A 23,245-nucleotide genomic window follows, 5' to 3' on the forward strand; every position below is an offset into this window, starting at 1 on the left:
CAAGGGAGAACATTATGAGATTTATTCATCTTGCAGACGTGCATCTGGGCGCGGTTCCCGACAGGGGCTGCCCGTGGAGCAAAGAGCGGGAGGAAGAAATCTGGAGCACTTTCCGCCGGGTTATTGCGGGCATCCGCGAAGATCCGGTGGATTTGCTATTTATATCCGGAGATCTGTTCCACCGCCAGCCTCTTATGAGAGAGCTTAAGGAAGTAAATTATCTGTTTTCCACCATCCCGGATACCAGAGTGTATCTGATGGCAGGAAATCATGATTTTATAAGCAGAGATTCTTTTTATAATACGTTTGAGTGGAATTCCAATGTTATATTTTTCAGGAGCCGGGAACTGACCTGCGTTAAAGATCCCAGGCTTGATGTCTATGTATATGGACTGAGTTACTATGACTGGGAAATAAAAGACGGACTTTATGATCAGGCTGCCCCTGTCCAGAAAGAAGGAATCCATATTCTGCTGGCCCATGGCGGCGATGAGAAGCATATTCCTCTCAGTGCAGCAGCTCTGGCGGCGTCAGGCTTCGATTATGTGGCGTTAGGGCATATCCATAAGCCGCAGATCCTGATCCGTGACCAGGCGGCCTTTTCCGGGGCTCTGGAGCCCATTGACAGGAATGACACAGGGGAACATGGATATATGGAGGGACGACTGATCAACGGAAGGATCCGTACAGAGTTCGTTCCCTTTGCCTGCCGTTCCTATCAGCAGCTGGTAATGACACTTCACGAGGAAACCACACAGATATCTCTGGAAGAAGCAATAAAATCCCAGATTTTCCGCAGAGGAGGAAGAAATATCTACAGGATCATTCTTCAGGGAATGCGTTCGCCGGATATTCTTCTGATTCCTGAGAAACTGAAAAGTCTCGGAAATGTTACCGATGTTGTGGATGAATCCTGGCCGGCGTATGATCTTGGTGAGCTCTACAAACGCTACAGCGGTACTCTGATCGGTGATTATATCGGCTATTTTCTGGCCAAAAAGGGTATGGATACCGTGGAAAAAAAGGCGCTGTATTATGGGCTTCAGGCATTGCTTGAGACAGGTAGCCGGCGATAAGGGGCATCACAGGAGGATAGCATAAGATGGTTATCAGACGTTTAAAAATAAAAAATTTCGGGAAGATCCGGGACAAGGATATGGAGCTTTCACCTGGGATCAACGTACTTTACGGTGAAAATGAGAGTGGAAAAACTACCACACATACATTTATCCGCTCCATGTTTTACGGCGTTCGCAGACTGCGGGGAAAGGCTGCTCTGAACGATACATATACAAAATATGAACCATGGGAAAATCCGGCAGAATATGGTGGGATCATGTGGTTTACAAGCAAGGGGAAGAAGTATCGTCTTACCAGGAATTTTTATAAAGAAAAGAAGCTGGGAGAGCTTCTCTGTGAAGATGATGGCAGCCTTGTAGATGCGGAACAGGGAGCTCTTGGGACTATTCTCGGAAATGTAAGTGAGGCAGTTTATGATAATACGGTGTCTGTGGCACAGCTGAAAAGCGTTACAGGAAAAGATCTCGTACGTGAACTGCAGAATTACATGGCCAGCTACCAGGGAACCGGTGACAGTTCCATTGACATGGGACGAGCCATGCAGATGCTGAAAATGTCCAGAAAAGGATATCTGACAGAAGCGGCCCGGCGAAAAAAGGAGCTGGAAAAGGAAAAAGAAAAGATTTCCGCAAATATGGAATATATCCGCAGAGAAATCCGTGAACTGGATGAGAAGCGTGAGCGGATCATGCAGCAGCAGGATGGGATGAACATAGGTACCAGAGAACGGAGTACTGAGGATCTTCTTGAGCTTCGGATCGATCGTGTAAAAAGAAGGCGGGAGCTGACAGATGCAGTTCTGACAGTTGTGCTGCTTGGCGGGATTGCCGGTACCGGCTGCCTGGCAGCTTTTTCCGGGCAGGTCATTTTCAGTGTTCTGGCAGGCGTGGCAACTGCGGCGATTTCTGTAGCGGCATTGTTTTTTCGTATACGGCTCAGCAGGGAGCTGAATAAGAGAGAACGTCAGAGAGAGCGCTGGCTTTCCAGACATGAGGAGCTGACCTGGAACCGGAACAGTCTGGACAGTGACTACGAAGAGAAGCATACAGCGCTGGAGAACCTGCAGGCAGAGTTGACGGAATGTGAAGAAAACACAGAAGTGATCACTCCGGAGGAAACAGAAATCCAGGCGCTGAATATGGCTATGGAGACTATTGAGGCACTTTCCGGAAACATTACAGATCAGGTAGGGATCCGTCTGAAAAAACGTACATCTGAGATATTAAGTGAGATCACCGGTGGCAGATATCAGGAGGTTCTGATGGATGAGGCACTGCATATGTCTGTGAACACAGGGGAGCGTATCGTATCCATTGAGAGACTGAGTCGCGGGACACTGGAGCAGATTTATTTTGCCCTTCGTATGGCAGCAGGAGAGCTTTTCTGCAAAGAGGAACCGTTCCCTGTGATCCTTGATGATGTATTTGGCATGTATGATGAAGAACGTCTTGCAGCGGCTCTCAGATGGCTGCATAAAGAAAACAGACAGGTGATCATAAGTACCTGCCATAAAAGAGAAATGGAGATCCTGGATAAAGAGAGGATTCCCTATCAGAAGCTTCCTATGTGAGCTTTTGCAGGAAGATTTCAGCATAAAGATCAAAAGCAAAGCAGACAGCAGATGCGGATCATGGATATCCGTCTGTTACAGAAATATAAAGCGGCTGCGCTTTCTGAGAGACTGTTATATCGTTCTCAGAAGGTGCAGCCGCTTTGCGTGCATTATGATTTATTTATTTCTCATGCTGGCTCATGTAATTTGTTACGCAGCGTTTGATTCTGTCTACCGGATTCAGAAGGTGGCTGACAGAGTTATCATGGTTCAGCGTATCAATGATCAGAGCAATATATTTGCTCATATCGCAGCTGATGTAGTATGGCTTCTCAAGAAGCTCCGGTGACTGATAAACCAGGTTAGTAGTAAGAAGCTTGTCGAAGTAGCCCTTCTTGTAAGCATCGTCAAATTTATCAAGACCATCGGTAAAGAATCCGAAGGTAGAGCAGATGTAAACTCTGCCTGCTCCTTTCTCTTTCAGGAGAGACGCGATCTTAATGATCGTATCACCGGAGGAGATCATATCATCGATCAGGATCATATCCTTGCCCTCGATCTTTGGTCCGAGGAATTCGTATGCTGCGATCGGGTGACGGCCGTTTACATATCTTGAGTAATCCAGACGTTTATAGTACATACCCATATCAACACCGAGGACATTGGCGAGATAGATCGCACGGTTCATGCTTCCTTCGTCCGGGCTGATCGTCATGAAATGATCCTTATCGATATGGAGTCCCTTTTCATTATTAAGAAGAGCCTTGATGAACTGGTAGGATGGCTGTACAGTCTCAAAACCATGAAGAGGAGTCGCATTCTGTACACGGGAATCATGTGCATCAAAGGTGATGATATTTTCAACACCCATATCGATCAGCTCATGAAGTGCATTGGCACAGTCAAGAGACTCTCTTCCGACACGTTTGTCCTGGCGGCTCTCATAGAGATATGGCATGATCACGTTGACTCTGCGGGCTTTTCCGCCTACAGCGGCGATAACACGCTTCATATCCTGGAAGTGATCATCCGGGGACATAAGATTCGTGTAAGGTCCGATCGGATAGGATAAGCTGTAATTTGTCACATCTACCATTACGTAGATATCATCACCGCGGACAGATTCGTTGATGGTACATTTACCCTCACCGGAGCCGAAACGTGGAGTCTTGGCTTCAATAATGTAAGAATCGCGCTTGTATCCCTCGAATGCAAAGGAGTCCATTCCAGGATACTGTCTTTCGGCACGCCATTTGACCAGCCAGTCATTCACCTTCGCGCCTAATGAGCTGCAGCTCTGAAGGGGAATCAGTCCAAGTCTTCCTACCGGGAGTGTGGAAAAATCTTTTGTATTTACCTGTGCCATTTTAATTTCCTCCTAAAAATATTTTCTGTATACGGATGTCCTTCCCGATCAACGATATCATCTGATAGTTGCTGGCAATTCGGGAAAATGTTCTCTCGGAATAGGTATCCGAGAAATTTTTGAGCGTCAGATTCGTGGAAATGATCGTGGATTTCCTGCGCATGATCCGCTCATTGAGACAGAGAAAAAGCTGTGAAGATACGAAACTGTTGGTAAGCTCTGTTCCCAGGTCATCAATGATCAGAAGATCACAATCATAGATCAGTTCCTCGTCTGTGCCGGTATCTTTTCGGGAAAAAGAATTCGCAGCCATCATATCAAAAAGATCGTAGGCTGAAAAGTACAGAACACAGTGGGTGGATCTGAGAAGCTCCCGTGCGATGCAGTGTGAAAGAAAGGTTTTTCCCACACCGGTATCACCATATAAAAACAGGTTTTCAAATTTATGGTCGAAGTTCTGCACAAAGCGTTGTGCAGTATCATAGGCCCGTCTGGCTGTTTCCAGGGCAGACAGTCCCGTGGCTTCGTTTTTTATTGTAGCAGAATAATAGTCAAATGAAAAGCTGTCAAAATTCTCTTTTTCGAGAATTTCATTCAGATTGGACTGTGCATAAAGCAGCTCGATCTCAGCTTTTTTAAAACAGGTGCATTTCCGGCTGCCGATATAGCCGGTATCCTGGCAGTCAGGGCAGGTGTAAGGCATCTCCAGATAGTCTCCGGGAAAGCCGTTTGCAACAAGAAGGGTGATCCGTTCATCGGAAAGCTCCTGAATGGCTGCCTTCAGATCTGAAGTTCCCTTTTCTTCGCCGTTTAAAAGACGTCGGACTTTGTCGGCACTTAAAGTTGCCACCTCGTCATCGATCTCTTTCAGACGGGGAATCTTTCCGTAGGCTTCGGCTGTGTGTTCCTCCAGAATGCGGTGATTCTGTGCCTGCCGGCGGCTGTATTCTCTCATTATAGTATCATATTGAAAATTCTGTAAAGGCATAAAGCGCTCCTTCCAGTTTCTGTTACTGATTATTTAAAAGACGTTTCTCATATTCCGCAAAATCATAATCACGCTGGTGGAAATTATTGAAGCGGTTGCTATTCTGAGGCTGGGTCTGGGGTTGCTTCTTCCTGGAAACAGATTTCTCAAGCTGGCGTTTTTTGTGTGCGGCATCCAGAAGCCGGATATCCTCCAGCGTATGTACGTTTTTCTTTTTCCAGCCGGAGAGGATCTTATCCGCATACTGGAAACTGGGCTGTCCGGTGGAAAGGACAGTACGGCTGCAGGCTTCCTGGATCAGCTCCAGATCAAAACCGTAGGTCTTGCGCCAGGTATCAATGTAAGTGATCTCGTTATCAACAGGGTTGCGGCCGCTGATCCCCATAGCCTTCAGGATCGTGTAATAATCCTTGGAAAAACGGGAGCTGGCATCCCGTGCCATCTCGACGGTGGTGATGCCGTCTTTTGCCCAGGCGAGTGCAACTGTTTCAATATAACGCATACTCTTGCGGCCTCTGGAAACACAGTATTCCACCAGATATTCGATGAGATCCGCAGACATATGGAGCTCATCATAGAAAAAAAGGATCTTCTGCATTTCTGTAGGCGTCAGTGTTTTGGTCAGATACTGCTCTGTGATATAGAGAAGCTGACTGATCTCTTCGTTTTGCTTAAGTTCTCTGATCCGGTCAGGAGTGAGACTGAGAATGTAATCAGCGGAGCTCGGGACTCCCGGATCCGTGTTTCCGGAAGCGGAAGCAGAATTGCCGGAACCGGTGAAAGTATCCATGGAAGCGCTGCTCTCTCTATGACCGGTATCAGCAAAAGGTTCCAGCAAAGTGATCCCGGAAAGCTTCTGATCTGCAGTATAGGCTAATGCGATCAGTTTCTCACCTTCCCAGTATTTCAGTGCACGGGAAATATCTCTTTCCGTACAGAAAAGGCTGTCTGCCATATGCTCCAGGCTGAAAGAAGAAGGAGTGGCAGATACCATCCGGAGAAGGTAGATATATACCTTTACGAACTCCCCGTTGGCACGAGGCATGAAATTGTCAATAAAGCGATTGGAAAGAATCGTTACCCCCAGTTCAGAGGAATTCTGAAGTGAAATCAGGCTCATGATCAGCAGCTCCCTTTCTAAAATACAGCAGATATTTCAGGTGATATCCCAAAGTCCGCCATGCTAAAAAGGATTATAGCACAACCGCTTTTACTTGAGAATAGTCTATTTTCACAGAAGTTGTGCACCAATTTCCATGTGGAAAATGTGGATAGTGTGGAAAACTTTGAGGATAACATTATCAGCAACTAACAAAAACCTTAATTTTGTAAGAAAAATGCGGTATTTGTTGGATTTGGCTGTTGAATTATGTCAAGTAGGTTATACACAAAAAAATCCACATGCCAGGCACGTCTGAAATGTGCATAAGCATGTGGATAATGTGGATAATTATTTTCCGAGAAGGTGTTCTCCAATGTTTACAACGTCTCCGGCGCCCATAGTTATCAACAGATCACCATGTGCACAACTTTTTAAGAGGAAGCTCTCGATCTCATCAAAAGTCGGGAAATATTCGCAGGGGGTTCCAAGTTCCTGGATCTGTTTCTGGAGATCCTGGGAAGAAATACCAAGATTGTCTGTTTCTCGTGCGGCATAAATATCAGCCAGTACAACATGATCGGCCAGAGTCAGCGCTTTTGCAAATTCCGGAAGAAGAGCTTTGGTACGTGTGTAGGTATGAGGCTGGAATACACACCATACCTTCTGATGCGGATAATTCTTTGCAGCATGAAGGGTTGCCTCGATCTCGGTTGGATGATGAGCGTAATCATCAATGATGGTGACACCGCCGATCTCGCCTTTATACTGGAAACGACGGTCTGTACCGGTAAAGCTTCCGAGACCTTTGACGATCACATCATCCGGAAGGTCCAGAAGGCGTCCTATGGCAATAGCAGCCAGCGCATTGGATACATTGTGGATGCCCGGTACACGAAGGTAATAGCTGCCGATCTTTTTGCCCCGGAAGAGAACGGAGAAGGAAGGATGTCCGTATTTATCCCAGGTAATGTCTGCCGCGGTGTAATCGGCATCGTGCTCCAGACCATAGGTAAGAACAGTGCATGGAAGCTCCCGGGTGATCGTCTCATACTCCGGTGTGTCGGCGTTGATGATCAGAGTACCGTCAGCAGGGAGAAGCTCTGCAAATTTCCGGAAGGAATGGCGGATGTCATCGATGTCCTTGAAGAAATCCAGATGATCGGCATCCATGTTCAGGATCACACTGATCTTAGGGAAGAAGCTTAAAAAGCTGTTGGTGTATTCGCATGCCTCTGTGATAAAGGTCTCAGAATTTCCAACGCGGATATTTCCGTGGATAGCAGGAAGGATTCCGCCAACACTGATGGTAGGATCACAGTCACCCTCAAGAAGGATATGAGAAACCATGGAAGTAGTAGTGGTTTTTCCGTGGGTTCCGGAAATTGCGATCGGTGTATCGTAGTTCCGCATGATCTGTCCCAGAAGCTCTGCGCGGGTGAGCATTGGAAGCCCTTTTTCTTTCACACAGGCAAATTCCGGGTTGTCCGGGTGGATCGCTGCTGTATAGACAACCACATCTACATCATCCTTGATGTTGGAAGCACGCTGTCCGTAATAGATCACAGCGCCACGTTCTTCCAGTGTGCGGGTCAGCGGGCTGGATTTGGCATCGGAACCGGAAATCCGGAAATTTTCTTCCAGAAGGATCTCGGCAAGGCCGCTCATGCTGATGCCTCCGATCCCGATGAAATGAATATGGAGCGGTTTATGAAAGTCTATCTGATACATAATAATCTCCTTATATATATGTTATTTTCGTAGCTCTTTTGTCTGTTTTATTATAACGCCAACAGAAACAATTGAAAAGTGGTTCTTTTGGCTAAAAAAGCGGTTTTTTCCGGAATATAAAAGTAACCAGAAAATAACATCGAAAAATGTTGAAAATTACCAGAGGAATGAAAAAAATGATGAGTCTTACCAATTTATAATATACAATAGCGATAAAAAAAGTAAAATACAGCTAAAATAATTGTAAAAAATGTTCACTAACACAGTAAAGTATGCTATAATGGAATAATCATAACATACAAGAGGTGATCGCATGATTAAGAAAGAGATGATTGCCATGCTCTTGGCCGGTGGGCAAGGCAGCAGGTTAGGAGTTTTGACAGAAAAGGTTGCAAAGCCGGCAGTCGCTTTTGGTGGTAAATATCGTATCATCGATTTTCCACTGAGCAATTGTATTAACTCGGGAATTGACACGGTGGGTGTGCTGACACAGTACCAGCCTCTCCGCCTGAATACACATATCGGTATCGGTATTCCGTGGGATCTTGACCGCAATGAAGGCGGTGTCACAGTCCTTCCTCCGTATGAGAAGAGCACAAGCAGTGAATGGTACACAGGAACTGCCAATGCGATCTATCAGAATCTGGCTTATATGGAGCAGTATAACCCGGATTATGTACTGATCCTTTCCGGTGATCATATCTATAAGATGGATTACGAAGTGATGCTGGATTTCCACAAGGCGAACAAGGCAGATATTACAATTGCGTGTATGCCGGTTCCCATTGAGGAAGCCAGCCGTTTTGGTATTATGGTTACTGATGAGAGCAGCCGTATTACTGAGTTTGAGGAGAAACCGGAGCATCCAAGCAGCAATCTTGCATCCATGGGTATCTATATTTTCTCATGGCCGGTTCTTAAGGAAGCACTGATCGCCCTGAAGGATCAGAATGGCTGCGACTTCGGTAAACATATCCTTCCGTACTGTAAAGAGAAAGGACAGCGCCTTTTTGCTTACGAGTACAACGGCTATTGGAAAGATGTAGGAACTCTTGGTTCTTACTGGGAAGCAAATATGGAGCTGATCGATATCATTCCGGAGTTTAATCTTTATGAGGAATTCTGGAGGATATACACCAAGGGAGATGTGATCCCGCCACAGTATATTTCCGCAGATGCAGTTGTGGACAAGTGTATCATCGGTGAGGGAACAGAAATCTATGGTGAAGTACATAATTCAGTGATCGGTCCGAATGTTATCATCGGCAAGGGCAGTGTGATACGTGATTCTATTATCATGAAGAATACAGCAGTTGGTGAGAATGTTGTTATGGATAAAGCTATCGTGGCAGAAGATGTTGTCATCGGAAATAATGTTGTGATCGGATGCGGCGAGGAAGTGCCGAATGTTCTGAAACCGGCTGTATATTCCTTTGGACTTGTGGCTATCGGCGAAAACAGCGTGATTCCGGACAGTGTCAAAATCGGTAAGAATACCGCTATCGCCGGTGTTACAACAAAAGAAGACTACCCTGACGGAGAACTGGCAGCCGGCCAGGTAATTGCAGCAAAGGACGGTGGGAAAGAATGAGAGCGATAGGTATTATTTTGGCAGGCGGTAATAATAACCGCATGAGAGAATTATCAAACAAAAGAGCAATCGCGGCAATGCCTATTGCAGGAAGTTACCGCGCGATCGACTTTGCCCTCAGCAACATGGCAAATTCACATATCCAGAAGGTTGCTGTGCTGACACAGTATAATGCCCGTTCCCTTAACGAGCATTTGAGTTCATCCAAATGGTGGGATTTCGGAAGAAAACAGGGAGGACTTTATGTCTTTACTCCAACCATTACCAGAGACAACAGCTTATGGTATCAGGGTACTGCAGATGCTATCTATCAGAACCTGAGCTTTTTAAAGAACAGTCATGAACCCTATGTGGTGATCGCTTCCGGTGATGGAATCTACAAGCTGGATTACAATAAAGTCCTGGAGTATCATATCGCAAAGCGGGCAGATGTTACCGTTGTATGTACTACATGCAAGGATCAGAGCCAGGTTGAAAGATTTGGTGTTCTCCGCATGAATGAGGACTGTCGGATCGAGGAATTTGAAGAGAAACCGATCGTTTCCTCCTATAATACAGTATCTACTGGTATCTATGTCATCCGAAGAAGGCAGCTGATTGAACTGATCGAGCGTGCTGCCCAGGAAGGAAGGCATGATTTTGTAAATGATATTCTTATCCGTTACAAAAATCTGAAGAGGATTTACGGATATAAGATCGATAACTACTGGAATAATATCTCTACTGCAGAGGCTTATTATCAGACAAACATGGATTTCCTGAAACCGGAAATCAGGAACTATTTCTTCAAACAGGAGCCGGCGATCAAGACCAAGATCGCAGATGTACCTCCTGCTAAGTACAATCCGGGTGCAACTGTGAAGAACAGTCTGGTATCCAGCGGATGTATCATCAACGGAACCGTGGAGAACTCTGTTCTGTTCCGTGATGTATTTGTAGGAAATAACTGTGTGATCAAAAACTCTGTGATCCTTAATGACGTATATCTTGGAGATAATACGCATATTGAGAATTGCATTGTTGAGAGCCGGGATACCATCCGGGCGAATTCATATTACAGCGGCGAAGAAGGAGAAGTGAAGATCGTCGTAGAGAAAAACGAACGCTACGTATTATAAATGCAGAAGATCAGATTTCCGCAGATACGGTTAGCGAAATGAAAGGGGCAAGTAGCAATGAATATTACAGATGTACGTGTGAGGAAGGTAGCGAAAGAAGGGAAAATGAAGGCCGTTGTGTCTGTCACAATAGATGATGAGTTTGTGGTACATGACATCAAAGTGATCGAAGGCGAGAAGGGGCTGTTCATCGCAATGCCAAGCCGTAAGGCAAGCGACGGTGAATATCGTGACATCGCTCATCCGATCAATTCAGCAACAAGAGAGCAGATCCAGACGATCATCCTGGACAAGTATCAGGAAGTAATGGCTGAGGAAGCTGAGAATGAGGTTCTTATGGAGGCTGCGGAGTAAGAGAAGCAGCTTCAGGGGGGATTACATCAGAGAAGTATTCTCGTAGCTGATGATTTTTGAATTGGAACAGCATAGAATAAAAACTGCCGTTTTACAGATAAATCTGTGAGAGGGCAGTTTTTTCATGCTCCGGAAAACAAAAAAACGCTTTCCAGTTCATAAATATTTAAATTATTACGTATTTGTTACAAAAATAAAATAAAATTGTTGCTTTCTATGAAAAATGTGTTATACTAGAACCCATGAAAGGACGAAAGGTGTTTATATGAAGAATAGAAAAGTTTTCACATTACTGCTTACGGGTATGCTCACTCTTTCCATGGGAAACCCCGTATATGCATCAGGTACAGACGCTGCGATCGCAGAGGCACAGGCGGAGAAACAGGCCGCTGAAGAGGGTCTTGCACAGGTACAGAGCAGCATCGGCACACTGGAGAGCAAGAAGCAGGAGCTGGAGAGCTATCTGGCTGATTTAAACGCACAGTATGAGGATCTTACCAACAGCATTTCTGAGCTTAGTATCCAGGCTGCTGAGAAGGAAGATGAATTAAATAACGTAAAAAAAGAACTGAAAAAAGCGAAAAAGGCATCTGCAGATCAGTATGAATCCATGAAGCTTCGAATCGCATATATGTATGAGAATGCCGGGACTTCCGCACTGGAGACACTGCTTTCTTCCGAGAGCCTTGCAGAATTCCTCAATCGCGCAGAGAATGCGATCCAGATTTCTACATACGACAGAGACATGCTGGATAAATATGTGAGTCTTCAGAAGAATATCCAGGAGAATGAGAAAAAGGTTGAAACGGAGTCCGCAGAGATCGATGAACTGATGACGGAGCGTGCAGCCAAACAGCAGGAAGTGCAGTCCATGGCTTCCAGCACAAGCGATGATATTAACTCTTATGTAAACCAGATCAGCGCCAGCCAGGAAGAGGCTCAGCAGCTGATGGCAGATATCAGTAATGCAGACAGCAGTATTACCGCTCTGGTACAGCAGGCAGAGGCGGAGAAGGCTGCAGAAGAGAAAGCTAGGGCTGAAGCGGCAGCAGAGGCTGAGAGACAGGCAGCAGAGGCTGCAGCCCGGGAAGAGGCCGATCAGGATAACGAGGGCAGTGAAGAGGCTGATTCTGACGATGATTACGGCTATGATCCGGAGGAGGATACAACTGAGTCTTCCAGCAGCTCTACAAGTACAGACATTGTTGTAGAAGAGGAAGAGGAAGCAGATGATGTACAGTCCGGAAGTTCCGAAGATGTTTCCGAGGACAGCTCCCAGGAGGAGGTTTCCAATGATGAGACAGCTTCCGGGGAGACGGAAGATGCCTCTGCGGATACGTCCGATTCCGGTTCTTCCAGTCAGGGAACATATCTTGGAAACTTTACACTGACCGCATACTGCAATTGTGCACAGTGCTGCGGTACAGCCGGTAATCTTACCGCCAGCGGAACAGTTCCGACAGCAGGACGTACCGTTGCTATGGCAGGTGTTCCGTTTGGTACCAAGCTTCTGATCAACGGCACTGTTTATACGGTAGAGGATCTGGGAACTCCTTACGGACATGTGGATATCTACTGTGGAAGCCATTCTGAGGCATTAAGCTTCGGACTTCAGTCAGCAGATGTATATCAGGTGGGCTGATCCGGAAGACTATCAGGAAAAATCAACAATAAATAAGCACAGCGCTGCATGATCACAGGAAGATCTTTGCAGCGCTGTTTTGCGTGATACAGATATGTTTCTATGAAAAACATCCGGAAAATATGCCGTGTGGAAATTACGTTGTTTCCGATGATACGGAAATTTTACAGATACGGCGTACCCGGGATCTCCGGATAGGTTCCCATACCGATGAGAAGCTCAAGGCCTGTCTGACGGCCTTCCAGTACAGCAGCTTTTACAGCACTGGCATCACCGGAGATGGCGATGATCACTTCGTTGGAATGACTGGTACCGATATTCGGAGTCATATATTGTGTAATGGATACTGCTGCGGATTTCACGGCATTATCTGCCATCACAAGACCGATAGCAGCCGGAGAACCTGCCATGAAACCAAATGCTTCACCCAGAGGTGTGCCGAAGGCTTTATGGATAGCAGGACCTGCACTTGCGGAAAAAGCAAACTCCAGGTGGCCGGATTCGCTGATGTAGACCTCACCTGCATATTTGTTAGTCAGTTCCAGAGCCAGAGAAATGGCGTGACGCACGTCGGATACATCATTTCCGCCAAGGACGATATAGTTTCCGTGACCGCCCCAGCCCTTGGTATCTCTTGGAAGTTCAATGGAAAGGACTTCTGTATTTGTGGCTTTTACTGCATCGTCAATAGCTGTGATCTGGCCGGCAGCGCCTGTTCGGGAACTGAAAAGCCCCAGACAGTGGTATTGGGTACCTACGTTCATCTCTTTAAGCAGAGAATCATCAACTCCGGAGATCACGAGTCCGATTGTGTCAAGAACTGCGGTCCCTACAAATTCGGTCCGTGTGCAGTTGGTGCTGATGTTATGAATATCGTGTATATCCATGTGGAAAAATCCCCCTTTTGCTGAAAACTCATTGGTTTCAGTATAGCATCAGAGGGAGAAATTTGAAAGTGAAAATTGGCAATATTATTTACAAATGACAGGTTTGCGTTACTGTTCACTGGTAATGTCCCGCGAGGTGTTTTTTGTGAGCGAAGGTCACAGAAAACCCGAGACATACCGCGCGAATTTATGCGATCAGCATAAATTCTGTGCATCGCGAAGCGTGTTACTGAGAACGGAGTGAACAGTGACAGGTTTGCGTATGGCAGACGGTATTATGAAAAACGTAAACTTAAAAATGTAATTGAGTTGACAATCGAATCCTGTTATGTTAAATTGTTAACAGCAAAAGAGCGGATATTATTTATAAAGGACAGGAATGATCTTCCGCCAGGAAAAGCAGAAAAGGAAAGAGAGGATACAGATTATTATGACAACAGTGGCAGCAGGCAGAAGCAAGACGTATGATCTTGTTTACATTGCAGTTTTTGCGGTAGTGATGGCAGTTTGCTCATGGATTTCCATTCCGGCGCAGGTACCGTTTACCCTGCAGACATTCGGAGTATTCATGGCAGTAGGCGTACTTGGAGGTAAAAGAGGAACGATGGCAGTTCTGGTTTACGTTCTTCTTGGAGCAGTAGGAGTTCCGGTTTTTGCGGGATTTTCCGGAGGCATTGGAGCTCTTCTCGGAAATGCAGGTGGATATATCGTTGGATTTATCTTTTCAGCACTTGTTATGTGGGCATTTGAGCGCATTTTTGGCAGAAAGCCGGTCGTTCAGATCATTTCCATGGTCGTTGGACTGATCGTATGCTATGCCTTTGGAACCGTATGGTTTATGTTTGCTTACACAAGAAGCACAGGTCCGGTAGGTCTTATGGCAGTTCTTGGCTGGTGTGTAATCCCGTTTATCATTCCGGATCTTATCAAGATCGCACTGGCTTATGTTTTATCAGGAAAGGTACGTAAATATGCAAGATAAAAGCAGTGCTGCGGCATATGCTTCTGATGAGGGCACAGAGGAAATGGTCATTCCGCTGCGCCCTCATCATGGTATGTGCCTGGCGTATTTTAAGGGAGAAGGCTACAGTAACGGTTTTACTGCACATATGTCTGAGATGCTGAAGATTTTTCTGGAGGGAAAGAAAATAAGGCTTCATGTGGATACGGATGAGATCTGCTCTGCCTGTCCGAATAATCGGGGCGGACATTGCGAAGCCGGAGATAAAGTGGCAGAATATGACAATGCCGTGCTGGAAAAATGTGGACTGAAGGCCGGACAGACATTGTACTTCAGCGAGTTTACAAAAAAAGTCCAGGAAAAAATCCTTGCGATAGATAAACGTAAGAAAATCTGTGGAAAATGCCAGTGGAACAGTATCTGCGAAAAACAGAAGAGCCGCTGGGCATAAAAGAAAGAAAAAATATAGAAATATAAAAAGTATATGATCTGAGAATGCCGGAGGAAATGGCAATGTCTGTTGCATTTCCTGAAATGACGTCTTGGAATATATACTTTTTTTATTTTAAATTATCAGATAATAATGCAAAAATATTTTGAAAACAATTTTTAGTTGAGAAAAAAATAACAATAACCGTGAGGCTTTTTTGCCAGATATGTATAGACAAATAATTCCGGTATTGATAAAATAACGATATGTTAGTTTGAACAAACTAAAGTGTGCTTGATAGAGCACTTCTGCAGAAGCTGATATATGTTGAATATCCTGCGGAAGAAATTTCAATTAACCAGAGTAGCTGTAAGGTCATGATCTGGTATAAAGTTGTGTAATATAAAAGACACAGAGGAGGACAGGTATGCATAAGTGGAAGCTTTTTAAGAAGTCAGCTGCGCTCGTACTGAGCTCAGCGGTGATCGCGTCAGGAGTGCCGGTAACGGCAATGGCGTCTGAGGCGGAAGTTTTTAGTGACGTGTCAGGAGAAACACAAGGAGAGACAGCACAGGAAGAAGGAGAGAACGAGGATCAGGAGTCTGTTTCCCAGGATCAGCCGGAAGTTGGTGAAGCTGATATTCAGTCGGAAGAGCCAGAAGAAAGTGATGCAGAAGCTATTCAGGAAGAAGTAGCAGAAATTTCAGCAGAAGAGATTCAACAGGAAGAGGAAGAGCAGATCCAGGAGGATACAAAAGAGGTATTCGGTGATGGAGAAGGATTTATGGCAGAAGCAGGCGAGGTCCTTCAGGATGCTTCTGAGATCACTGTTGCAGGAGTGAAATATCTCTGGTCCATGCAGCCGGCAGAGGGATATACACAGATAGGTACAACAGGCGTTTATGTAAAAGCGGCAGACGGGCAGACAGCTCTGACCGGAAAGCTGTACGGAACGACAACCTTAAGTTATTCGGAATTTTATGCCGGCGATACCACTCAGGAGAGCTATGACGCTATCACTTCGGCAACAACGAGTAAAAATCAGATTTTTACCAATGAGGACAGCACAGAAGTAACCTCTTCAGGATATCAGATCCAGGGTGTGAAGAATGTAAGTGTTGCAGTGGACGCAGAAACTTATGTAGATGCACAGGTGCTGAAAGCTGCTTCCAAGCTTCCGAAAAAGGGTGTCTATACAGAGGCAGCAGATATTACGCTGAATGAAGCACCGTCACAGGAAACAGGACAGTATAAAACACTGAATACAGACGGAACATACAGTGCAACAAAATTCGATGTAAAGGCAACGGTCACAGATGCATCTGCCCAGATCCAGGCACCGTCGATCTGGGGCGATTACATGCTGGTGGTAAAAGAAGTCGGCACAAAATATCTCCGCAATTCCAGACAGGGTGATTTTGCCGTAGGTGGAAATACACTGGGAGTAATCCTTGAAACTGCCAGCGGTAAGAAGGTAGGACTTCGTCATACCTATGAAATCTGGGTACAGCCTTACGAACTTGCATTTTCAGCAGGATCCGGGCTTATCGGGGAAAAAATATCAAAGGTGACTTATATTACTCCGGACGGCTCCTATGTATATGAGTTTGGAGACAAAGCGCCTCTTGTAAAAAAACAGCCTGAAGCAGGAATGAAGGTACAGGCGGCTTTTGTGAAAGAAAATACAACCCAGGTTAAAGTTGATGACCTTGACAAATATGAAAACCCTAAGGTTTCCGTATACTATACAACAGGAAGGGGCCATGGTAAAAAAACAACATATGTTGTAGATCATGCAGCGGCAGAGAACGGGGTGGTAACCTTTGACAGCAGTGTAGCCAGGGCCGGGGATGAAATCTACACGGTTATGATCTCAAGCGACAATTATGTGGATATGACAAAAAATATCACACTGACAGGCCAGCCGATCACGGTTTCCAATGTTTCCTATTACTGGGTAAAGGGAGCAGTGGATGGATATACACAAATTCCGGGAACGGATATTTATTATAAGGCGGCAAATGGACATCAGGCACTGACAGGAACACTTTACGGTACGGCATCTCTGTCATACGAGGAATTTTATGCAGGAGATGCAACGAGCCGCAAATATGATTCCGTTACATCTGCCACAACCAGAAAAAGCACTGCTTTCGGAAATGCAGATGTTCAGAATCTGACAGAAAATGGTTATGAGATCGCAGGAGTAAAAAAGGTTAGTGTAGCTACAGATGCAAAAACGTATGTAGAGGCGCGGATCCTTTCAGAAGCGGGAGAACTTCCGGAAAGCGGAGCATATATAGAAGCAGCAGGGATCACCCTTGGACGTACTCCGGCGGTAGAGCCTGGGCAGTATAAAACATTGAATGCAGATGGAACATACAGTGCTACAAAATTTAATGTAAAGGCAACTGTGACAGATGCGGAGGCAACACTCAATACATCTTCTCGTTGGGGAGATTATGAGATCAAAGTAAAAGAAACCAGCACAAAATATCTCCGCGACACAAAGAGTGATGCTGGTTTTGCAGTTAACTCCGGGATCCAGGGAATGATCCTGGAAACAACAGATGGCGGAAAATATGGTATGCGTCATATGAACGAGATGTGGGTGAAGGTATATAAGGCTGCGTTTGCAAAAGATGCAGGTCTTGAAGGAAAAACCGTAAACAGGATCACGTATATTATGTCAGACGGTGCGTATGTATATGAATTTGCAGATGGTATTTATATCAAACCGCAGGCAACAGAAGAGATGGATGTTTCTCCGGAATTTACGGACAGCACCCATGTAAAGCTTGCAAATCTTGATAAATACAAAAATCCGAAGGTATCTGTTTTCTATACAACAGGTGTCGGACATGATTCACAGACAACATATCTTGTACAGGATGGTGTAGCCGCAGATGGAGTGGTTGCTTTGGATTCTGCTGTAGCGAGACCGGAAAATGAAACCTATACAGTAAGAGTCTCCAGTGATGATCACGCGGATGTTTCTGTTCAGCTGGTGTATGGAACAATTGCTTTTAAAGAAAATTCAGGAGTTCTTTATATCGGAAGCTCCAGACAGCTTGAAGCAACAGGCGAAAATTGCAAGGATGTAACATACGCTTCCGATAATGAAACGGTTGCATCTGTAGACGAGAACGGAAAAGTAACTGCAAAAGCAGCAGGAACAGCCGTGATCACAGCAACATCTGCAGCAGGAAAAACTGCACAGTACAAGCTTACTGTAAAAACGCCATCTGTAAAAATGAATGCATCAGCGAAAACGCTTTATGTAAAAGGATCTCCAGCTGAGGTGACGCTGAAAGCAACGACCGCAGGTGTTACCGGAAAAGTAACCTATACAAGCAGTAAACCATCTGTTGCAGCTGTAGCCGCAAATGGAAAGGTAACTGCAAAGGCGGCAGGAACAGCTGTGATCACAGCGAAATGCGGAAATTATAAAGCAACCTGCAAAATTACAGTTAAGAAGCCGTCTGTAAAAGCTTCGGCTTCAGCGAAAACTGTATTTGTGCGTGGAACAAGCCAGATCAAAGTGAAAAAAACAGGCGTTAGCGGAAAAGTTACTTATACAAGCAGTAATAAATCCGTTGCAGTGGTAAGCGCAGGCGGAAAAGTAACAGCAAAAAAAGCAGGAACAGCTACAATTACAGTAAAATGCGGAAGCTACAAAGCAACCTGCAAGATCACAGTGAAAAAAGGCAGCCTGAAGATTACATCCAAAACAGCTGTAAGTGTAAAAGCAAAGAAAACAACAGCCATCAAGGCAGCAGCCACTTCAAAGGCAAAGATCACCTACAGAAGCAGCAACACAAAAGTTGCTACTGTAAGCAGCAAAGGTGTTGTTAAAGGTGTGAAAAAAGGAAAAGCTGTTATCTATGTAAGCAGCAACGGAATCACAAAAAAGGTAACAGTTACAGTGAAATAAGCACATATTTCACCTGAATATATTTGATATGTTATAAAGAACCTTTCCCAAAACTGCTTCGGGTCTGCGAAAATGCACGCCCGAAGCAGGAAAAAAGAAAAAATTCGATTTTTTTGAAAAATTTTAATTTTTTCTATTGACAAAGTAAAGAAACTCTAATATAATAGCTCTTGCAGTTGAGCAATACATAAACAACTGAAACAGAATAACGAAGCGTGGCTCAGTTTGGTAGAGCGCTGCGTTCGGGACGCAGAGGTCGCAGGTTCAAATCCTGTCGCTTCGACTAACAGCTTGAGAATCCCTTGGTTGAGGGATTCTTTTTTTGTTTGTGAAAAATGAAGGAACGTATGTTTGTGTTACCTTGTGTTACCTCAATGAGAAAAGAAAGGAGAATCTTCTACATTTGCCAGGAAAAAAATAAAGATAAAGGTAATACATGGGAAAAGGTAAAGAAAAGCGAGAAATAAAATATAGATTAAGAGAAAGCCTTTGGTGAATGTCCCGAGCGTGAATCGCCAGGGGGTTTTTATATTTACAGATGAAAATATTCTTGAATGCTTTGAATAGTAGTGCTATAATACAAACATAAAGAACAACCGCCCACAAGGGGTTGACCTTATAAGAGAAGATTAGAAAATCCCACCCTGTACTCGGCCAAAGTTTTTGGGTGGTTTTTCTATGTAAAGAATTACTTACAAAACGTTAATACGAACGTAAGCAATGCTAGAATGAACATGCCAAAAGCCATAAGATCTTTGAAGTCAAAATGGTTGTCGTTCATCAGCACCACCTCCATCCTTTTTGGACTAGAGGTCAGCCACCCTGTAACACGATTGTTCCTGTACAGTGTAGCATATACGGAGAACCCTGACAAGCGCAAAATGTTCTAAGATAGTAATGCTTTTTTGACAAAAGCGAAAATTTTCCGCATATTTTAATTTCGCACCTGTCTGTTGATATTCTGTGTTGATGTACCGATTCTGGTATAGCCGTATTTTTCGACTAACAGCTTGAGAATCCCTTGGTTGAGGGATTCTTTTTTTGCGTTTGTACATCCTGGAGCTTTTTCACGTTGATGGAATGATTTCTCTTAAACTTCATATATATTAACGAAACCGAAATACCGGAGGGACGTGCGTTGGCTGGATATCAGCGTTTTGTTGCGTATGTGTACGAGTACCGGAAAGGAAAAAAAGACGGCAGCAGCGGTTATGTGAGGGTGGAGGCCAGAGATAGGAAATGCCGTGTGGAGGTTCATTTGCGCTGTGTTGGACTGGAGCCTGGAAGTCGGTGCAGAGTGTATGGGTTTGTGCGGCGGGAAGGGCTGATGGATGGTATTTTGATCGGAAGCTGTGTTACCGGGCAGGAGCGGATCGAGTGCGCGCTGGAGACGGATACAGGGGATATTGGAGGCATGGGAAAAAGTCTTCAGGAGCTTGGAGGACTGCTTCTGATCTCCGATGCCGGTGGATTCTGGGGAACAGAATGGGATGATCAGCCGATCCGGCCGGAGAATTTCCGCGAGTGGAAGAAAAAAGAAACGGAACCTCGGGAGGAAGCGGAGAAAACAGGAACGGAATATCAGGAGGCAGCGGAGAAAAAAGGCAGAGAGCGGGGAGAAAAGGAAGAAGAAAATCAAAAAGACGGAACCTTGCCAGAAGTGCAGGAATATCAGAAGAAGTCAGACAGGATCATGACGGTAGAGGAAGTTCAGGAGGAGGTATTGAAGGCATCGGAAACCGGAAACTCATATCAGGCTCCCGGTCCGCATCCGCCGGAATCACCGCGACCAGGTCATCCATCACCGCATCCGCCGAAACCACCGCGGCCAGGCCAGCCATCACCGCATCCGCCGGAACCACCGCGGCCAGGTCAGCCATCACCGCATCCGCCGGAACCACCGCGACCTGAGCCATCTCGTCCACTTCCGGGAATACCCTGTGATGATCCGTTTAACGACGGCTATTTCACAGACTGTCGCAAGATCAGACCATCGGACTGCAGTGCCTTATGCAGACAAAACGGCTGCTTCTGCAGCAACCGTTTTGTCATGTACGGATATCAGAATTTCGGCCATCTTCTGCTGTGCAGAAACCATCGGGGACAGTACATACTGGGGGTGCCCGGCGGATACAGCCAGCAGGAACGGTTTATGGCCAATATGTTTGGCTTTCCCTACTTTAAGGAATGTCCGGATATTCATATCCCAGGCGGAAAGGGAGGATACTGGTACTGTTTTATTAACATCTGATCAGAAAAATTTCGGCATCCATGCAGATAAGCAAACAGTTTTGCAAATCCGCAGATCACAGCTCCATACCACGAATTTCTACTACCGGGATCGTCTGAGACAGGATATCCCGGTAGTTTAGCATTTCTTTTTCGGAGCAGGCAGAGAATCCCGGCATCAGAACTCCGTCGGAATCTCGATAAGCCTGGAGATAATAAGCTTTTGCACCGCTTAACCACCGGCTGATCTCCTGAAAATCTTTTTCAGAATGAAGTTCCTTCACAACTGTTGTACGAAATTCATAATCAAGGTGTCCGTCCAGCAGCCATCCGGCAGTTTCCCGGATCCCATCCAGATCAGCATGTACACCGGTGAGCACATGATAGTTGGAAGGACAGGCTTTGATATCCATGGCAACCTTGTTGATCAGGTCAGCTGCTGCGAGATTTTTTACCACGGAGGGGCGGGAACCGTTGGTATCGAGCTTCACATCATAGCCTAGTTCCCTGATCCTGCCGAGAAATTCCGGCAGCTCCGGTGCAAGCGTGGGTTCACCGCCGGAAATGCAGACGCCATCCAGGATCCTCTTTCTTTTTTTCAGAAAAGCCAGGATTTCCTCCTGGGAATATTCAGGCTGGGTATCAGGCTCCATGACAAGAGCTCCGTTCTGGCAGAATGGGCAGCGGAAGTTGCAGCCGCCTAAGAATATGGTACAGGCTACTCTTCCCGGATAATCCAGCAGGGTTGTTTTGTTAAATCCACATATTTTCATAGGAAAATCCCCTTGTTTCTCTTATTTATGATACTACAAGCATACTCTCCCCCGAAAAAAGCCGCAAGCCTTTTTAACAGAATCAAGTAAGTTTCCTGCAAAGTTGCGAAAAGCAATAAGCAGGTTTGGGGGCTTGCTCATGGAAGAAAAAAAACATATAATTTATTCCAATAACAGTCCGATATTACAGATGAAAGGATGTTGACATGGCAAAACATACATTGTTGAGAAAACTGGAAAGCCTGTGGGGAATTCCCATTTTTTATGCAGATGAAGCAGGAGAAAATATCCGGAGTCTTGGGGTTTTTCCCGAAAAACAGAATCCGCTGACTGTATCAGAGGAATTGCGCCGGTCCCTGATCTGCCAGACAAAAGAACAGAATGTACCGACTATTTATAAGGCTTTTGATAAAATTTATTTCTTTTGTGTTCAGAGCGGCCAGGATTTCTATCTGTCAGGTCCGGTATGTGCAGAAGAGCTCAGCTATGTGGAAATACATCAGTTTTATAAGAAATATCACATGTCAATGAAGGAAGAACGCCATCCGGACAAAATGACACTGAACCGAATGTTGAATTTCGTAAGTTTTCTGTATGAGCTTTTGGAGGGAAAGGATATTCAGCCGGACGATCTTATGGAAAAAAATAATCTCATCGAGGAAAAAGAAGCTTGGGAGGAGGGGGAAACAGTTCGCATTGAACTGGACGACTCGGATGCGGCAGCCTACCATCATACATATATGGAAGAACGATATGTACTGGATAGCATACGTGAAGGAAATGTGGAAGAGGTTAATGAACGAGCCACGGCACTTTTGGAAAAAGGAGGGATCCTTTCCAGAAAACATTTTAATCATCAGAGGAATCTGGCTATTGTGACAACTACACTGGCAACAAGAGAAGCTATATCAGGAGGAGTTTCGCCGGCAGATGCATATCGTCTCAGTGATCATTTCATTAATCAGATCGATCAATGCCGGACTATGGAAGAAATGATCGAACTGAACCAAAGATGCTTTTATAAATTTACAAAGCTGGTAGCTGACACCAGAAAAACAAGAAGCTTTTCCAGCTATACAGAGCAGTGCAAGGATTATATTTCCCGGAATTATCACCATAAGATATATCTTGAGGATATCGCAGAGGCTATCGGGATCAGCCCGGGTCACCTTTCCAGAAGCTTCCGGCAGGATACGGGAGAGAAGATCGTGGATTATATCCGGAAATTTCGTGTAGAAAGAGCTGCCAATCTCCTGAAATATTCCGATGCGACCCTGTCAGAGATCAGTGATTATGTATGCTTCAATTCCCAGAGTCATTTTGGCAGTGTATTTAAAGAATATATGAAAATGACTCCCAGGCAGTACCGGGAAAAATATAAGCGTAAGGAATTTTATTCTTGAATAAGTTTATAAAACTATTAGAAATGTGTTGGGAAAATGATAAAAATATCAAAAAAATGATAACGAAAATCAAATAGCTTTGATTATAATATGCTTGTCGTTGAGAC

Annotated in this window: 17 protein-coding genes and 1 tRNA gene; 12 read left to right on the forward strand and 6 right to left on the reverse strand. The window is 45.1% G+C overall.

From position 1 onward, the window contains the following. Nucleotides 1-14: 14 nt before the first annotated feature. Together MUB50_RS14760 and MUB50_RS14765 are read left to right on the forward strand one after the other, a co-directional pair. Nucleotides 15-1,076, forward strand: coding sequence for a metallophosphoesterase family protein (locus MUB50_RS14760; RefSeq protein WP_244791423.1), 1,062 nt, complete (start codon nt 15-17; stop codon nt 1,074-1,076). A 26-nt stretch (nt 1,077-1,102) separates the two neighbouring features. After that, nucleotides 1,103-2,650 carry an ATP-binding protein gene (locus MUB50_RS14765; protein WP_118607829.1) on the forward strand — a complete coding sequence of 516 codons (1,548 nt, stop codon included), beginning with the start codon at nt 1,103-1,105 and terminating at the stop codon, nt 2,648-2,650. Between the two features lie 163 nt (nt 2,651-2,813). Here MUB50_RS14765 and MUB50_RS14770 read toward each other — a convergent pair whose 3' ends face one another. The 4 genes from MUB50_RS14770 to murC form a co-directional block, all read right to left on the reverse strand. After that, a complete protein-coding gene (locus MUB50_RS14770; protein ID WP_118607828.1) occupies nt 2,814-3,998 on the reverse strand; it encodes a ribose-phosphate pyrophosphokinase in 1,185 nt (394 codons plus the stop codon). Between the two features lies 1 nt (nt 3,999). Continuing rightward, nucleotides 4,000-4,986, reverse strand: coding sequence for an ATP-binding protein (locus tag MUB50_RS14775; RefSeq protein WP_015525647.1), 987 nt, complete (start codon nt 4,984-4,986; stop codon nt 4,000-4,002). Between the two features lie 22 nt (nt 4,987-5,008). Continuing rightward, complete coding sequence (locus MUB50_RS14780; RefSeq protein WP_118516026.1) at nt 5,009-6,106, reverse strand: DnaD domain protein; 1,098 nt, start codon at nt 6,104-6,106, stop codon at nt 5,009-5,011. Between the two features lie 330 nt (nt 6,107-6,436). Then, nucleotides 6,437-7,816, reverse strand: coding sequence for a UDP-N-acetylmuramate--L-alanine ligase (gene murC / locus MUB50_RS14785; RefSeq protein WP_244791425.1), 1,380 nt, complete (start codon nt 7,814-7,816; stop codon nt 6,437-6,439). A gap of 313 nt (nt 7,817-8,129) precedes the next feature. Here murC and MUB50_RS14790 point away from each other — a divergent pair, with 313 nt between their 5' ends. The 4 genes from MUB50_RS14790 (at nt 8,130) to MUB50_RS14805 (ending at nt 12,521) form a co-directional block, all read left to right on the forward strand. Next, complete coding sequence (locus MUB50_RS14790) at nt 8,130-9,407, forward strand: glucose-1-phosphate adenylyltransferase (RefSeq protein ID WP_015525650.1); 1,278 nt, start codon at nt 8,130-8,132, stop codon at nt 9,405-9,407. Then, the gene (gene glgD / locus MUB50_RS14795) at nt 9,404-10,525 is read left to right on the forward strand and encodes a glucose-1-phosphate adenylyltransferase subunit GlgD (RefSeq protein ID WP_118607824.1); all 1,122 of its coding nucleotides are present in this window, start codon (nt 9,404-9,406) and stop codon (nt 10,523-10,525) included. The genes MUB50_RS14790 and glgD overlap by 4 nt, the downstream gene beginning before the upstream one ends. Before the next feature lie 57 nt (nt 10,526-10,582). After that, nucleotides 10,583-10,879: a septation regulator SpoVG gene (gene spoVG, locus MUB50_RS14800; RefSeq protein ID WP_015525652.1), complete on the forward strand. Its 297-nt coding sequence runs from the start codon at nt 10,583-10,585 to the stop codon at nt 10,877-10,879. 265 nt (nt 10,880-11,144) lie between these two features. Further along, complete coding sequence (locus MUB50_RS14805; RefSeq protein WP_244791427.1) at nt 11,145-12,521, forward strand: PcsB-like coiled-coil domain-containing protein; 1,377 nt, start codon at nt 11,145-11,147, stop codon at nt 12,519-12,521. A 164-nt stretch (nt 12,522-12,685) separates the two neighbouring features. Here the strand turns inward: MUB50_RS14805 and pduB are convergent, their stop codons facing one another. Continuing rightward, complete coding sequence (gene pduB, locus MUB50_RS14810; RefSeq protein ID WP_173740389.1) at nt 12,686-13,408, reverse strand: microcompartment protein PduB; 723 nt, start codon at nt 13,406-13,408, stop codon at nt 12,686-12,688. A 430-nt stretch (nt 13,409-13,838) separates the two neighbouring features. Here pduB and MUB50_RS14815 point away from each other — a divergent pair, with 430 nt between their 5' ends. From MUB50_RS14815 to MUB50_RS14835, 5 genes are all read left to right on the forward strand, one after another. Further along, entirely contained in the window at nt 13,839-14,390 is a 552-nt protein-coding gene (locus MUB50_RS14815; protein WP_244791429.1) for a biotin transporter BioY, read from the forward strand. Next, nucleotides 14,380-14,820: a DUF1284 domain-containing protein gene (locus MUB50_RS14820; protein WP_244791430.1), complete on the forward strand. Its 441-nt coding sequence runs from the start codon at nt 14,380-14,382 to the stop codon at nt 14,818-14,820. The genes MUB50_RS14815 and MUB50_RS14820 overlap by 11 nt, the downstream gene beginning before the upstream one ends. 406 nt (nt 14,821-15,226) lie before the next feature. After that, nucleotides 15,227-18,733 carry an Ig-like domain-containing protein gene (locus MUB50_RS14825; protein ID WP_244791432.1) on the forward strand — a complete coding sequence of 1,169 codons (3,507 nt, stop codon included), beginning with the start codon at nt 15,227-15,229 and terminating at the stop codon, nt 18,731-18,733. Nucleotides 18,734-18,942: 209 nt separating this feature from the next. Further along, nucleotides 18,943-19,016 (forward strand) — tRNA-Pro (locus MUB50_RS14830). Between the two features lie 855 nt (nt 19,017-19,871). After that, on the forward strand, nt 19,872-20,984 hold the full coding sequence (locus MUB50_RS14835; protein ID WP_244791435.1) for a DUF6128 domain-containing protein: 1,113 nt from the start codon (nt 19,872-19,874) through the stop codon (nt 20,982-20,984). Nucleotides 20,985-21,039: 55 nt separating this feature from the next. Here MUB50_RS14835 and MUB50_RS14840 read toward each other — a convergent pair whose 3' ends face one another. Further along, a complete protein-coding gene (locus MUB50_RS14840) occupies nt 21,040-21,735 on the reverse strand; it encodes an anaerobic ribonucleoside-triphosphate reductase activating protein (protein ID WP_244791437.1) in 696 nt (231 codons plus the stop codon). 206 nt (nt 21,736-21,941) lie between these two features. Between MUB50_RS14840 and MUB50_RS14845 the strand changes: the two genes are divergently transcribed. After that, a complete protein-coding gene (locus tag MUB50_RS14845) occupies nt 21,942-23,138 on the forward strand; it encodes a helix-turn-helix transcriptional regulator (RefSeq protein WP_118516035.1) in 1,197 nt (398 codons plus the stop codon). The last annotated feature ends 107 nt before the right edge of the window (nt 23,139-23,245 follow it).

This window comes from Blautia sp. NSJ-140 (assembly GCF_022868965.1).
Lineage (GTDB): Bacteria > Bacillota > Clostridia > Lachnospirales > Lachnospiraceae > Blautia_A.

Excerpts from the sequence above, each read along its gene's own strand:
- MUB50_RS14760 (WP_244791423.1), top strand. The coding sequence starts at position 15 with ATGAGATTTATTCATCTTGCAGACGTGCATCTGGGCGCGGTTCCCGAC.
- MUB50_RS14765 (WP_118607829.1), top strand. The coding sequence starts at position 1,103 with ATGGTTATCAGACGTTTAAAAATAAAAAATTTCGGGAAGATCCGGGAC.
- MUB50_RS14770 (WP_118607828.1), bottom strand. The coding sequence starts at position 3,998 with ATGGCACAGGTAAATACAAAAGATTTTTCCACACTCCCGGTAGGAAGA.
- MUB50_RS14775 (WP_015525647.1), bottom strand. The coding sequence starts at position 4,986 with ATGCCTTTACAGAATTTTCAATATGATACTATAATGAGAGAATACAGC.
- MUB50_RS14780 (WP_118516026.1), bottom strand. The coding sequence starts at position 6,106 with ATGAGCCTGATTTCACTTCAGAATTCCTCTGAACTGGGGGTAACGATT.
- murC (WP_244791425.1), bottom strand. The coding sequence starts at position 7,816 with ATGTATCAGATAGACTTTCATAAACCGCTCCATATTCATTTCATCGGG.
- MUB50_RS14790 (WP_015525650.1), top strand. The coding sequence starts at position 8,130 with ATGATTAAGAAAGAGATGATTGCCATGCTCTTGGCCGGTGGGCAAGGC.
- glgD (WP_118607824.1), top strand. The coding sequence starts at position 9,404 with ATGAGAGCGATAGGTATTATTTTGGCAGGCGGTAATAATAACCGCATG.
- spoVG (WP_015525652.1), top strand. The coding sequence starts at position 10,583 with ATGAATATTACAGATGTACGTGTGAGGAAGGTAGCGAAAGAAGGGAAA.
- MUB50_RS14805 (WP_244791427.1), top strand. The coding sequence starts at position 11,145 with ATGAAGAATAGAAAAGTTTTCACATTACTGCTTACGGGTATGCTCACT.
- pduB (WP_173740389.1), bottom strand. The coding sequence starts at position 13,408 with ATGGATATACACGATATTCATAACATCAGCACCAACTGCACACGGACC.
- MUB50_RS14815 (WP_244791429.1), top strand. The coding sequence starts at position 13,839 with ATGACAACAGTGGCAGCAGGCAGAAGCAAGACGTATGATCTTGTTTAC.
- MUB50_RS14820 (WP_244791430.1), top strand. The coding sequence starts at position 14,380 with ATGCAAGATAAAAGCAGTGCTGCGGCATATGCTTCTGATGAGGGCACA.
- MUB50_RS14825 (WP_244791432.1), top strand. The coding sequence starts at position 15,227 with ATGCATAAGTGGAAGCTTTTTAAGAAGTCAGCTGCGCTCGTACTGAGC.
- MUB50_RS14840 (WP_244791437.1), bottom strand. The coding sequence starts at position 21,735 with ATGAAAATATGTGGATTTAACAAAACAACCCTGCTGGATTATCCGGGA.
- MUB50_RS14845 (WP_118516035.1), top strand. The coding sequence starts at position 21,942 with ATGGCAAAACATACATTGTTGAGAAAACTGGAAAGCCTGTGGGGAATT.